This is a genomic window from Methylomonas sp. 2F7 (assembly GCF_057126975.1).
This window is the reverse complement of the sequence record NZ_CP195203.1, coordinates 2643914-2656648: the sequence shown is the minus strand read 5'-3', so window position 1 is coordinate 2656648 and position 12735 is coordinate 2643914. Positions and strand designations below refer to the sequence as shown.

The following is a 12735-nucleotide window of genomic DNA, read 5'->3' as shown; positions in this document are numbered from 1 at the left end:
GGACGATGAACAAAGACAAATCCCTATCGCTCAATCCCAGGCCGACTATTTTGGTGGTAGATGATCTTCCCGAAAATATCCACGGTTTACTCGAAGCACTTAAGGATGATTACGGCATTATGGTGGCAACAGAAGGCATGCGCGCGGTGGAGTTGGCGCAAGGCCTGACGCCGCCTGATTTGGTATTGCTGGACGTCAGAATGCCGGGTATGGATGGCTATGAGGTTTGTAGGCGGCTTAAGAGCGATCCTAGAACCGCGGGGATACCCATCCTCTTTGTGACGATAGTCGAAGCGTCCATCGAAAAAATTCGCGGTTTTTCGATGGGCGCCGCCGATTTTATTACCAAGCCGTTCGACATCGATGAAGTAAGGGCCAGGGTCAAAACGCATCTGGAACTGAGCCGCTTACGCCGCGCTCTGGAAGGTCGGGTCAAACGTCTGAACGAATACCGGCATGCCACGGATGTGTCCAATATCGTATTCCGGACCGATCCGCATGGCGTGATCACCTTTGTAAACGATGCCTTTGTGCAAACCTACGGTTACACCCGCGAGGAAGTGATTGGCAAAACCAGTCGGATTCTCAAAGATCCCGACGCGGCTCCCGGTCTGCATAGAGAATTATGGAACACGATTCTAGGCGGAGCAATCTGGCGCGGCACCTACAGCAACTTAACTAAAAGCGGCGAGGTGATTTACATCAATAACACCATCGTGCCCATCCTCGACGCCGACGGCGCGATTCGCGAGTTTATCTCCACCAGCGTGAATGTCACTCATTTAATCAAACAGGAAGAGTTGATTCGGGAACAGACCACGGACGCGTTAACCGGTTTGCCCAATCGAGTGAAATTGATGCAGGATTTGGCAAATGCCGAGCAATCGATGCTGGGTATGATCAATATCGATCAATTCAAAGCCATCAATGATTTTTACGGTTTGCGCAACGGCGATAAAGTCTTGTTGGAAATTGGCGAGCGTTTGCAAAAAATGAGCGGCGCCGATGCGCAGGCTTATCGCATCGGCGGCGATTTGTTTGCGTTGCTCTCAAAAAACGGTGGCGATCCGGGTGGTTTCGAGCAATTGATAGACAGAATTATCAAGCATTTGGAATCGGAAGCGATCGACTGCGGTGAAGACAAGATTAATATCCGCGTGACGGCCGGCATCTGTTCAGGTGCCGACAATCCTTATACGCATGCGGCCCTGGCCTTGGAGCGCGCCAGAATCGAACGTCGGGATTATTTGATATATACCGATCAGATGCAGATCAAATCGCACTACAAGGACAACATCCATTGGAGCCAGAAGATTCGCAGTGCTTTGGCTGACGGCCGTATCGTGCCTTTTTATCAACCCATCGTCGACAATCGCAGCGGCAAAGTCGTCAAATACGAAGCGCTGATGCGGATGATAGACGAAGACGGCAACGTGATTCCGCCCAGCTTTCTCGGGGTCGCAAAACGTACCCGGCAATATACCGCCTTGACTCGCACCATGATCGAACAAGTCGTGCAAGCCTTGCCCGACTCGGAGGAGGAGATGAGTATCAACCTAACGGTAGAGGATATTATCGATGCCAATACTGTGAGCTTTATTGCCGAGAAACTCTCTCAGCCTGGCGTCGGTTCGCGCATTGTGTTGGAGATCACCGAATCTGAAGGTATCGAAAGTTACGAGGACGTGCGCGAGTTTGTTAATCGTATGAAAGGCTATGGTTGTCAATTTGCCATAGATGATTTCGGCAGTGGCTATTCCAACTTCGTGCATTTATTGCGGTTAAAGATCGATTATTTAAAGATCGACGGCTCCATCATTATGAATATTATCGACAATCCCGATTCTGAAGTGATTGCTCGTGTCATCGTCGATGCTGCGCGACGCTTGGGCATGCGCACCGTTGCCGAGTTTGTGGGGAGTGCGGAGATCCAAGCCAAGGTAGTTGAGTTGGGCATCGATTTTTCGCAAGGTTTTTATCTAGGTAAGCCGATACCGCAACCGCTGGGGACGCCCCGCCATGATTGAATCTAACCGGCATCCGAGTGGCGACATGAATATGTCTGATCCAGGCAAGTCTGATGCTAAAGCCTGTATGGAGTTTTAGGGTGCGGCCGGTTTTTAATGAAAATCCTCTGCGCAAGACGATAGCTTGGCGGAGGCTCGTCAGTTTTATGGTCTGCCGGCTATCAAGCGCCGCCAGCGTACTGCTGACGATAATCTGCTGGAGTAATCCGGTGCAGGCCGACATCAGTGCGGCGACAATTCGTGGTCAAGTCACGCTGCGGGGGGCTGACACTCAGGCAGGCGCGCAAATCATCGTCACCAGCCTGGAGCGGGGTTTTTCCACGCGGACCTTTTCCCGAGCCGACGGTTCTTATGTGCTGATGGCATTGAAACCCGGCCGTTATCAGCTCAAGGTGTTAGGGTTGGACGGCCAGCAAAACATTCAAGAGCTGACGCTGCAAGTGGGGCAGGTGGCCTTGGTAGACGTTGCGTTAGGCGATGATAATAGCGTTGCCGAACACACGAGTGAGGGCAATTCCGCGGAGTTGGCTACCTATCTAACGCCCGAGCAAATGCAGCGCTTGCCCCAGGTAAACCGCAATTTTCTAAATTATGCCGATCTGGCGCCCGGCGTGAATGTGGTAAACGATGAGAATGGCAGTACCCGCTTGCAAAGCGGCGGGCAACGTCCGGATAGCGTCAATTTGTTTATCGATGGCGTTAGCCAGAAAAACTATGTGGTCAGGGGCGGCGTAGCCGGGCAGGATTCCAGTCGCGGCAATGTGTTTCCGGAATCGGCCGTTGCCGAATACAAGGTTATCAGCCAGAACTATAAAGCCGAGTACGATCAAGTCGGCGGCGCGGCAATTTCGGTGCAGACCAAATCCGGCGGCAATACCTTTCACGGCGAAACATTTTACGATCATACCAATCAGGATCTGCGCAGCGTTACCCCCAGCGAACAACTGGCGGGCGGCAAGCGCGATACCGAGCAAGCGCAATTCGGTGTGACCTTGAGCGGTCCCATCGCCAAGGATGTCGCGCATTTTTTCATGGCATACGAACGTAAACTCAACGACGATTACGCCAATGTCAGCGCTGGCGACGGCTCCCGCTTAACCGAACCGTATCAGGCGCAACTGGGCAGCGTGAACCGGCCGTTCAGGGCGGATTTGTTTTTCGGCAAGTTGGATTGGGCGCTTAACGACAGCAACCTGATCGAAGTGTCTTTTAAGTTGCGCGACGAAACCGAAACCCTGGGCATTGGCGGTCAAAACGCCGAGTCTTATGGGTTAACAAAGGGTAACAGTGAAAAACGCCTGGACTTTAAATATCAATATAGCGCCGAACATTGGGTCAACGAAGCCCGGTTTACTTATGAAGATGCTAATTGGCAGCAATTGCCGGCCACGCAAAGCGCGGGTTTGCTGCTGCGTCGCCTGGACGGCAGCTTGAGTGGGGGTAATCTGAGTAGCCGGAGTGTGCTGAATAGCGGCGGCGCAACCAATTATCAGGACAAGGGGCAGAGCGGGCCGGGTTTTCAAGACGATCTAACCTTCAGCGGTTTGGATTGGCATGGCACTCATGTCGTAAAGCTGGGCGCTAAAGTCAAACAGATAGAACTTGGCGCGGTGGAGCGCGACCCTTACCACCCGCAGTTCGGCTTAAATTTAAACAATCCTGCCGGCAACCCGTATCAAGTGCGCTGGGCAACGCCATTGGGCGGAGGCGGCGACGGTTCCGCCCACTCTGACGTGACGCAATTTGGCGCGTATCTGCAAGACGATTGGAACCCTAATCGACATCTGAGCGTGAACCTGGGCGTACGCTGGGACTACGAATACAACCCCGGTTATCTGAATCATGTCACACCCGGCGATGTCAGCAGCGCGCTCCGCAACTGGCGCAACATTCATAACGCCAATACCGGTTACGACATCGAAAATTACCTGAGCAACGGCGGCAATCGAACCGCTGACAGCAATAATATTGCACCCAGATTAGGGTTGGCATACGACTTATTCGAAGACCAACGGCATGTGTTGTTCGGCGGCTACGCCAAGGCCTACGACCGCCATATTTACGACGTGCTGCAACTGGAACGAACCAAGGGCAGTTATCCCGGTTTTAGCGTCAATTTTCAGGGCGACCCCAATTACGATTGTGTTGGGGGCGTTGATTGCATTGCCTGGAATCCCGAGTATTTAAACTATACGCCGGCGCAATTGTCCGCGCTGACCGGTGCAGGTACGGGCAGCAGCCGGGAAATCAATTTGATGCATAACAATCTGCGCACGCCCTATGCCGACCAGTTCAATATTGGCATGCGCAATCGTTTCGGCGACTGGCATACCGAGGTCAGCGTGTCGCACGTACACAGTTACAACGGTTTGGTCGGTTTGCTGGGCGGTCGCAATGCCGACGGCAGCTTTTACGCAGCCGGGTCCGGGTTCGGCGGTACCTTTCAGGCTGTACCGGGTTTTGGGCAATTGATCTTGTTCGATAACGGCGTACAGACCAAAACCAATTCGGTATTTGTCAAAGCGGAAAAACCGTACAGCAAAGACAGCGGCTGGGGAATGACTGTTGCCTACACCTTTACCGATTCCGAGGAAAACAAACCGCAGTCTTTCTTCGATAACAGCAGCTATTTGTTCGAACACCCCAATACCCACACCAACGGCTGGCTGGATACCGCCGGGGTCCGTAAACATAAGCTGGTGACTACCGCCAGCGTCGATTTGCCGTGGGATTTGATTTTTTCCACCAAACTGACGCTGGCGACGCCCGATACCCGCTCCGGCGTCAACTGTACCAGTGGTGCTTGCCGCTTCGATACCTTTACGCCGCCCGGTAGCGATTTTATTTTTCCGGGGCAGTGGTGGGGGTACAAACAAGTCGACATTGCGCTGATAAAAAGTTTCGATACGCCGCACGACACCCGGATGAAGCTGCGTTTGGATGTGCTGAATTTATTCGATTTTAAAAATTATGCGGCATTTAACAGCGACTTTGCCTCGTCGAATTTAGGTACGCCGTCTACTGTGCTGGCCGGACCGAGTTTGACGGTGAAATTGACCGCCCGCCTGGAGTTTTGATGGCGGGGAAGTTAGTGAGCGCGGGTTTATTTTTGTGGGTGATGCTCAGCAGTCTCGGGGCCGCCGCTGCCGACGACGACGCGCTCAACGCCAAAACCAAGGCCAATTATGTGTTCAATTTCACCAAGTTCGTGGAATGGCCGGCGCTGATGAACGATACGCTGCATGTCTGCATCGTAGGCGCCGAACCTATCGTTAACTTGCTGAGCGACTTGGCCAGCCGCGATACCAAGGGGCATTTATTGCAAATCTGGTCGGGCATAGACGACCCGCAGGTTTGCCAGATTTTGTATATCGACCATGATGCACCGGAGTTGCAAGCCTTGATGCAGCAGGTGCGCGGCAATCAGATACTGACTGTCAGCGATGCCGAGGGGTTTGCCGGCCGGGGCGGCTGTATCGGGTTCTATAGCGAAAACGGCCAAATCAAGCTGGAAATCAATCCCGACGCCGTGCGCCGCGCGCAATTAAAAGTCAACGCCTTGTTGATGGAAATCGCCCGTATCGTCCGTTAATTCACTCCAGAAACCCATGACAAACCAGGCTGAATTTAAACGCGATCTGACCATTAAAACCAAGTTGGTGCTGATCATGTTGGCAACCAGCATCTTGTCCCTGCTGTTGGCGGGGGCCGGTTTTATCGCCCAGGAACACATGCGGGTCAAACAGGATATGGGGCGGGATTTGAGTTCTCTGGCCCGTATCATCGCCAGTCGCAGTACCGTGGCCTTGTCCTTCAATGACAGCGGTGTCGCCAACGCGACGTTGGCAGCTTTAAGCGTCAAGCAGAGCGTGGTTTCGGCCTGTATTTATGATAGCGCCAATCAGCTATTTGCACTTTACGAACCCGGCTTGGCCTGTCCGCCTCAACATCCGGAGTCTTCGGCTATCGAGCGGCCGCGATTCGACGATGCATATTGCACCGTTAGCGAAACGATAGCGTTGGACGGTCGCACCTTGGGAAGGGTTTGGATAGCCTCCAGTTTGGCGGAGCTGGATTCCTTGTGGCGGGATTTTTTGGCTGCGGCGATGGGTATTGTGATGTTATCCGGTCTGTTCGCCTTGCTATTGGCTTCCAGTTTGCAGCAAGTGGTGTCCGGTCCGCTGGTCAGGTTGAAGAAAACCGTCGAGACTATCAACAGTGAAAAAAACTACACCTTGCGCGCCACACAAGAGAGTAACGATGAATTAGGGGCGTTGATTCAAGCCTTTAATACGATGATAGCCACCATCGAAGCCCGCGATAGCGAACTGTTGGCCTTGAACTGGCAGCTTGCCGAGAATGAAAAACTATTGGCCAGCATTAACGAAGGTCTGGAAGAACGCGTGGCTGCCCGCACGACGGAGTTGGCGGATATCAACGCCAAATTGGCGCATAACAGCGTGATGCTGGCAACAGTGCTGGATAGCATGTCGCAGGGCCTGATAGCCTTTGACAGCAATTTAAAGTTATTGGTTTGGAATAAAAAGCTCAGCGAGGTACGCGGTTATCCGGAAAGTATGCTGGCAGTGGGCAGGGACCATGCCGATTTCATGCAGTTCGATTTGACCGATCCGCAGTTGCGCTTCCGCAATCCCGATGCCGAACTCAAGCAGTTACTGGAAGAAATAAGACGTTTTCAGCCGCACAATTTTACTCGGCAAAGGTTGGATAATCGGGTCATCGAGATCAGCGGCGGGCCGATAGCCGATGGCGGTTTCGTCAGTACTTACGAGGACGTGACCTTGCGCAAACAGGCCGAGCTGGCGTTGAAAGAAGCCAGGGATGCCGCTCAGTCGGCCACCCAGACTAAAAGCCAGTTCCTGGCGAATATGTCGCACGAGATTCGCACGCCGATGAACGGCGTGCTGGGCATGTTGCATTTGGCCTTGCAGACCGAATTGACCGCGTCGCAACGCAATTATTTGGCAAAAGCGCACAGTTCCGCGCGTACCTTGTTGGGGATTCTTAACGATATTCTTGATTTTTCGAAAATCGAGGCCGGTAAATTAGCGCTGGAAGAAACCGAATTTCGCTTCGATAGCGTGGTGGAGCAATTGGCCGATATGATCGGTTACCAAGCCGGCTTGAAAGGTATTGAGTTTCTGATCCGTCACGACCCGCAAATTCCGCCGGTATTGTTGGGCGATCCCTTGCGTTTCGGTCAGGTGTTGACCAATCTTTGCGGCAACGCGCTTAAATTCACCGAAGCCGGCGAATTGGAACTGGCTTTCTATTGCCTGGCCAAAACCGACAGCACTATCGATTTGCGGATTTCGGTCAGAGATACCGGTATCGGTATGTCGGAAGACGATCAGAAAAAACTGTTTCAAGAGTTTACCCAAGCCGATCAGGGCACCAGCCGGCGCTTTGGCGGCACAGGTTTAGGCTTGGCCATCTGTAAAACCCTCGTGGAAATGATGCACGGACGGATCTGGATCGAGCAGTCGCAACTGGGGCAGGGCACAACTTTTTGTTTTACCGTGCGCTTGGGCGTTGCTACGGACACCTTGCTGCATCAAGACGCGCTGGAGCGAAGCATAGGCGTATTGCTAGCCGAGGTGCGGGTATTGGTAGTGGATGACAACGAGGCTTCCCGGGAAATCATCAGCGATATGTTGCGGCCGTTTCAGTTGCGGGTGAGCTGTTCCGCCAGTGCCGCCGCCGCGCTGATTGCTTTGCGGGATATGCCGGCCGATCAGCCTTTCGATGTGGTGTTGATGGACTGGAAAATGCCGGGTATGAACGGTGACGAGGCGATCAGGCAGATTCGTGCCGACACCAGCCTGGTGCAGCAGCCCAAGATCATCATGGTGACGGCCTACGGTAGCGAAGATGTGATGCGTTTGGCGGGCCGGGCCGGTATTGATGGCTTTTTGATCAAGCCGGTATCGCCGTCCTCGTTACTGGATGCGATTCTATCCGCACTGGGCCGCGGCCGGGTGCTAGGGGTGGTGGATAAATTTAAGCAATTAGGCGGGGCGGACATTGCCGGTATCAAACAACTGCAAGGCATTCGGCTGTTACTGGTGGAAGATAACGAAATCAACCGCGAATTTGCCTGCGAATTGCTGCGCAGTCACGAGATCCAGGTTGACGAAGCGATGAACGGCGAGGAAGCGGTCGCCATGGTTAGGCAACATCATTACGACGCGGTGTTGATGGACATCCAGATGCCGGTGCTGGACGGCTTGCAAGCCACCGTCAAGATTCGGGCCTTGGCGCAATCCGAGGGCGATCAACGCTATGCGACTATGCCCATTATCGCGATGACCGCCCATGCCATGGCCCGCGATGTCGAGAAAAGCCTGGAGGCGGGTATGAACGATCATGTCACCAAACCGATCGATCCCGACCGGTTGTTCAAAGCCTTGGCGACCTGGATTCCGCTCACGGCCGACGGCGGACAGAGCCAGGAAGCGGCGCGGATTTATCAAATTGCCGATTATCCAGAAGATTTACAAACCTTGACCAGCCTGGATATTGTGCAAGGCATACGCCGGATTGGCGGCAATCCGGATGCCTATCGCAAACAGCTATACCGTTTTAAAGAACACTACCCGGATGCGGTTGCCGAGATTCGCGGCTTGATCAATGCCGGCGAACTGAGGCAGGCTGAAGAGCGTTGCCATGCCTTGAAAGGTGTCAGCGGCAATCTGGGGGCGACGGATTTATTCGAAGCCGCCGCCGGCGTCGATATTGTACTTAAGCAGAATCAAATTCCGCCCGCCGAACACTTGCAGCACATGGAAGGATTTTTGCGTAAAGTAATCGGCGAAATTCAAGCCTTGCAAACAGCGGCGGACAGTCAAACGTCCGGCCTGGATCAGCCTACAGCACCGGTTGCCGACGCCGAGATAGCGGCGGATTTGCAGAAATTGTCGCAGTTATTGGAAAGCGATCTAGGCGCGGCCGAAACGATGTTGGAGCAATTACAGCGTAGTATGGCCGGTCATCAGTATTTGCCCTTGTTGGAGGAGATCGCCAAAAAAATCGACCGATTTGCCATCGACGAGGCGCTGACGCAACTGAGTGAGTTGCTGCAAAAGTTTTAACGCCAGTCTAGTCCGCGGCTTTTCAGTTTACATTCGGTGACGATGCAATTTAATTTACCTGCCCAGCGTCAATATCTTACAATTCGGTAGCCCAAGGCTAACTATAATTACTTAGGAGGATCTCATGTTTAAATTTCGTATGCTGGTTTCTGCGATAGCGCTGGCTAGTTCGATGTCTGTTATGGCGGCAGATGCGCTGCCCACCACGGCGCCAGCGCCTGCCAACAACCCAACAACCCCCGAAAAGGTTGAACTGGGCAAAATGCTTTATCACGATCCGCGTCTGTCTTCCACGGGCACCGTTTCTTGCGCGTCTTGTCACAACACCATGCTGGGTGGCGAAGATAATCGGCCAAATTCCATGGGCGTGAATGGCCAAACCGGCGGCCGCAGTGCACCAACGGTCTGGAATGCTGCATTCAACAAAGTGCAATTCTGGGACGGCCGCGCCGACAGCCTGGAAGCGCAAGCGGCAGGTCCAGTCACCAACCCTATCGAAATGGGCATGAAAAGCTGGGATGACGTGGTCGCTCGCTTGAAAACCATTAAAGGCTATCGCCATGCTTTCGAAGTGGCCTTCGGTAGCGATGCCGAAGCCATTACCAAAGACAACGCCACCAAAGCGATTGCCGCCTACGAAAGAACTTTGATCACACCGAATAGCGCTTACGACAAATATGTCAAAGGCGATAAAAGCGCCTTGACCGAACAGCAAGAACGCGGTCTGAAAAAAGCCGTGGAATTGGGCTGCACCGGTTGCCACAGTGGTCCGGCCTTTAACGGCCCAGGGGTATTCCAAAAATTCCCTGTTAACCCTAGCGGCTACTTCGAAGCGCAATACCACTTCCAAAAAGACAAAGGCTTGGCGGAAGTCACCAAAAAAGAAAGCGATGAGCACATGTTTAAAGTTCCGACTCTGCGTAACGTGGCTTTGACTGCACCTTACATGCACAACGGTTCGGTAAAAACCTTGGATAAAGCTGTTTGGTTAATGGGTAAATTGCAATTAAATCAAGAGTTGTCGGATGCCGACGTGGCTGACGTCGTCGCGTTTTTGAATGCGCTGACCGGCGAATTCCCAGAGCAAACCATGCCGCAATTGCCAGGAACACCGGGTTCCAGCTTTAACTGAGCTTTAGCAGGCAGCTAAAGAAAAGGGGCCGAAAGGCCCCTTTTTTTCGGCATGACAACGGCCTTGTGGCGGGCTTAAGCGGCTCAAGGCTAAGTGCACATAATTCCCGGCCTTTAAATGCCGTTTACCCTGAACGTGTCCAAAAGGGCACACCAGCCTTGGCTTCGACGCGCTCAGCCCGAAGGGAATGCCGGTTATCAATAGGGCCGGGTAAACAATGCGTTGAGCTTCGGTGTCAATCCCAAGTTGCTGGGCAAAATCGTGCGTAAAGATTAGATTCGGCGCAGATTTTTGCGCTGTTGGGCGAAGAGGTGGTTTGCGTCATATCTATGCCAGATATTCAGCTTGACAGACTGGCGCAATCTTTGGCGATTAGGGCGCTCCCGCAGTTGCGGGAGCGCATTGGTCAGTGTAGGTTAACTTTGAGGTCTATAACGTCACTTTCTAGGGGAATGCTCCTGTCTATTTGGCAATAGAACACGGGCCCCAAAGGCTGGCAGCAAATGTTAGCTGGCTTGGCCGGCAGCAGTCGCTTCCGGTACTTCGATCAAACGGCCGGTTTTTACATCGTAAACATAACCATAAACCGGAATATCGCTGGGCACCAGCGAATGGGCTTTGATACGTTTGACGTCTTCCAACACGCTTTCGGCTTGGTTTTTAATGGTCAGCCAGTTGATGTATTTGCCGTCTGTTGAGCCGGGGCCTTCGCCGCTGTCATGCCAGCCGGTGGCATCGACGCTGGCGGTTTTCAAACTGCTGGCCAACAAGTCGCTCATGATGTCGTTGGTAAAGGTTTCCATACCGCAGTCGGTGTGATGAATCACAAACCATTCCTTGGTGCCGAGTAATTTGTAGGAAATAACCAGAGAGCGGATCGCGTCGTCGCTGGCGCGGCCGCCGGCGTTGCGGATCACGTGGGCGTCGCCTTCGGATAAACCGGCATATTTCGCCGGGTCCAGCCGGGCATCCATACAGGTCAGTATGGCAAACTGACGAGCCGGCGGCATAGCCAAATCGCCTTTGTTGAAACTGGATACATAATCGCGGTTGGCTAATAGTACTTCGTTGTGAATTTTGCTCATAAAAACCTCGGTGGATGAAAAAACGTCTGGCCTAAACTGCAAACCAGACGGGGTAACGACTATCTCCGGGCGGCATTGTAGCCAAGCGACATTCTGGTTTAAAGAGGCTAATTGGTTTATAAAATATAAACTTTAAGTTTATATTGGATGCTGCGATGGATAAGTTTAACAACATGCGCGTTTTTTGCCGGATTGTCGAGCTCGGGACGTTTTCCGCTGTTGCCAAAGAGTCGAAGCTTTCGACAATGATGATCAGCAAGTACATCGCCCAACTGGAAGCTTCACTGGGCGTGGTGCTATTACATCGCACCACCCGTAGCCTAAGCCTGACCAGTGCCGGCGAAGCCTACTACAACCGCAGCAAGCAATTGCTGGAAGACTTGGCCGACTTGGAAGCCTCCACCGCGCAATTGGGCGAGCGGGTGAAAGGCACCATTAAAATCAGCGCGCCTATCGATTTCGGCGGCATGTACATGGTGCCGGCCATCGAACGTTATCTAAAGCAATATCCGGAAGTGAAGATTTTAATGTCGCTGGACAACAAACCGCCGAATTTGCGGGTAGGGAGCATCGACATTTCCTTGCTAGTGACCGATACCTTAGATCCGGGCGTGGTGGCGCGCAAGATTGCCGAGACCGAATTGTGTACCTATGCCTCGCCAGCCTACTTAGCAGAAAAAGGCTGTCCGCAAACCATAGACGAACTGAGTAATCACCAATGCCTGCACTATGTCGATACCCCGCACGGCGAATTTTGGCTGTTTAATGTCGACGGCGAACTTAAAAAAATCAAATCCGATTGGGTGTTAGCGTCTAATAACGGTCGCGCGCTATGTCAGGCAGCGGCCCTGGGTATGGGCATAGTGCAAGCGCCGAGATTGTCGGTGGCGCCGTATTTACAAAGCGGCGAATTGGTGGAGATCCTCAGTCAATACCGCCGACCGGCGATCGCTATCTACGCCACCTACCTGCAACGGCGGTTTTATCCGGCCAAATTGACGACGTTTATCGATTTTTTGTTGGCGTATTTCGAGCGCTAGCCGGCTTTTGTAGCCTTGATGCAGCGTCAGCGGAATCGAGGGCGTCGGCTGCCGGCAACTAAACCCACATCGGAAATTGAAAGGCGTTGGCCTTCGAAACCTCGCCTCCATCAAGGCAACTTGCTTTCATCAAGCCATTTCAAAGACACCAAATTGTTCATGTGCCGCCTTAAAATTGTCCGCAATCACCGCATGCATAAACAATAATGTCACGCCCCGAGCGGCTTAGCCAACATGGCGGATGATGCTCCGCTCAAAGCATTTAAGCTCGTGCACGCGGTCTTTTGCGAGGGTGTAAGAATTTTTGTGTAAACGGCCCTGAGGTAGGAAACTACCGAT

The 12735-nt window shown here is 52.9% G+C and carries 7 protein-coding genes; 6 read left to right on the top strand and 1 reads right to left on the bottom strand.

Features of this window, described 5'->3' with window-relative positions:
• The first annotated feature begins 5 nt into the window (after positions 1–5).
• The 5 genes from ACR64Q_RS11775 (at position 6) to ACR64Q_RS11755 (ending at position 10271) form a co-directional block, all read left to right on the top strand.
• The gene (locus ACR64Q_RS11775; protein ID WP_313734894.1) at positions 6–2027 is read left to right on the top strand and encodes a GGDEF/EAL domain-containing response regulator; all 2022 of its coding nucleotides are present in this window, start codon (positions 6–8) and stop codon (positions 2025–2027) included.
• A gap of 53 nt (positions 2028–2080) precedes the next feature.
• The gene (locus tag ACR64Q_RS11770; RefSeq protein WP_313734893.1) at positions 2081–5104 is read left to right on the top strand and encodes a TonB-dependent receptor; all 3024 of its coding nucleotides are present in this window, start codon (positions 2081–2083) and stop codon (positions 5102–5104) included.
• The gene (locus tag ACR64Q_RS11765; protein WP_313734892.1) at positions 5104–5619 is read left to right on the top strand and encodes a YfiR family protein; all 516 of its coding nucleotides are present in this window, start codon (positions 5104–5106) and stop codon (positions 5617–5619) included. The genes ACR64Q_RS11770 and ACR64Q_RS11765 overlap by 1 nt, the downstream gene beginning before the upstream one ends.
• A 16-nt stretch (positions 5620–5635) precedes the next feature.
• Positions 5636–9139: a response regulator gene (locus ACR64Q_RS11760; RefSeq protein ID WP_313734890.1), complete on the top strand. Its 3504-nt coding sequence runs from the start codon at positions 5636–5638 to the stop codon at positions 9137–9139.
• 124 nt (positions 9140–9263) lie between these two features.
• Positions 9264–10271 carry a cytochrome-c peroxidase gene (locus tag ACR64Q_RS11755; RefSeq protein ID WP_026601029.1) on the top strand — a complete coding sequence of 336 codons (1008 nt, stop codon included), beginning with the start codon at positions 9264–9266 and terminating at the stop codon, positions 10269–10271.
• Between the two features lie 506 nt (positions 10272–10777).
• On the opposite strand, the gene ACR64Q_RS11750 is transcribed toward ACR64Q_RS11755, so the two are convergent.
• Positions 10778–11356 carry a beta-class carbonic anhydrase gene (locus ACR64Q_RS11750; protein ID WP_026601028.1) on the bottom strand — a complete coding sequence of 193 codons (579 nt, stop codon included), beginning with the start codon at positions 11354–11356 and terminating at the stop codon, positions 10778–10780.
• A 155-nt stretch (positions 11357–11511) separates the two neighbouring features.
• Between ACR64Q_RS11750 and ACR64Q_RS11745 the strand changes: the two genes are divergently transcribed.
• Positions 11512–12396, top strand: coding sequence for a LysR family transcriptional regulator (locus tag ACR64Q_RS11745; RefSeq protein WP_313734886.1), 885 nt, complete (start codon positions 11512–11514; stop codon positions 12394–12396).
• Positions 12397–12735 lie beyond the last annotated feature (339 nt).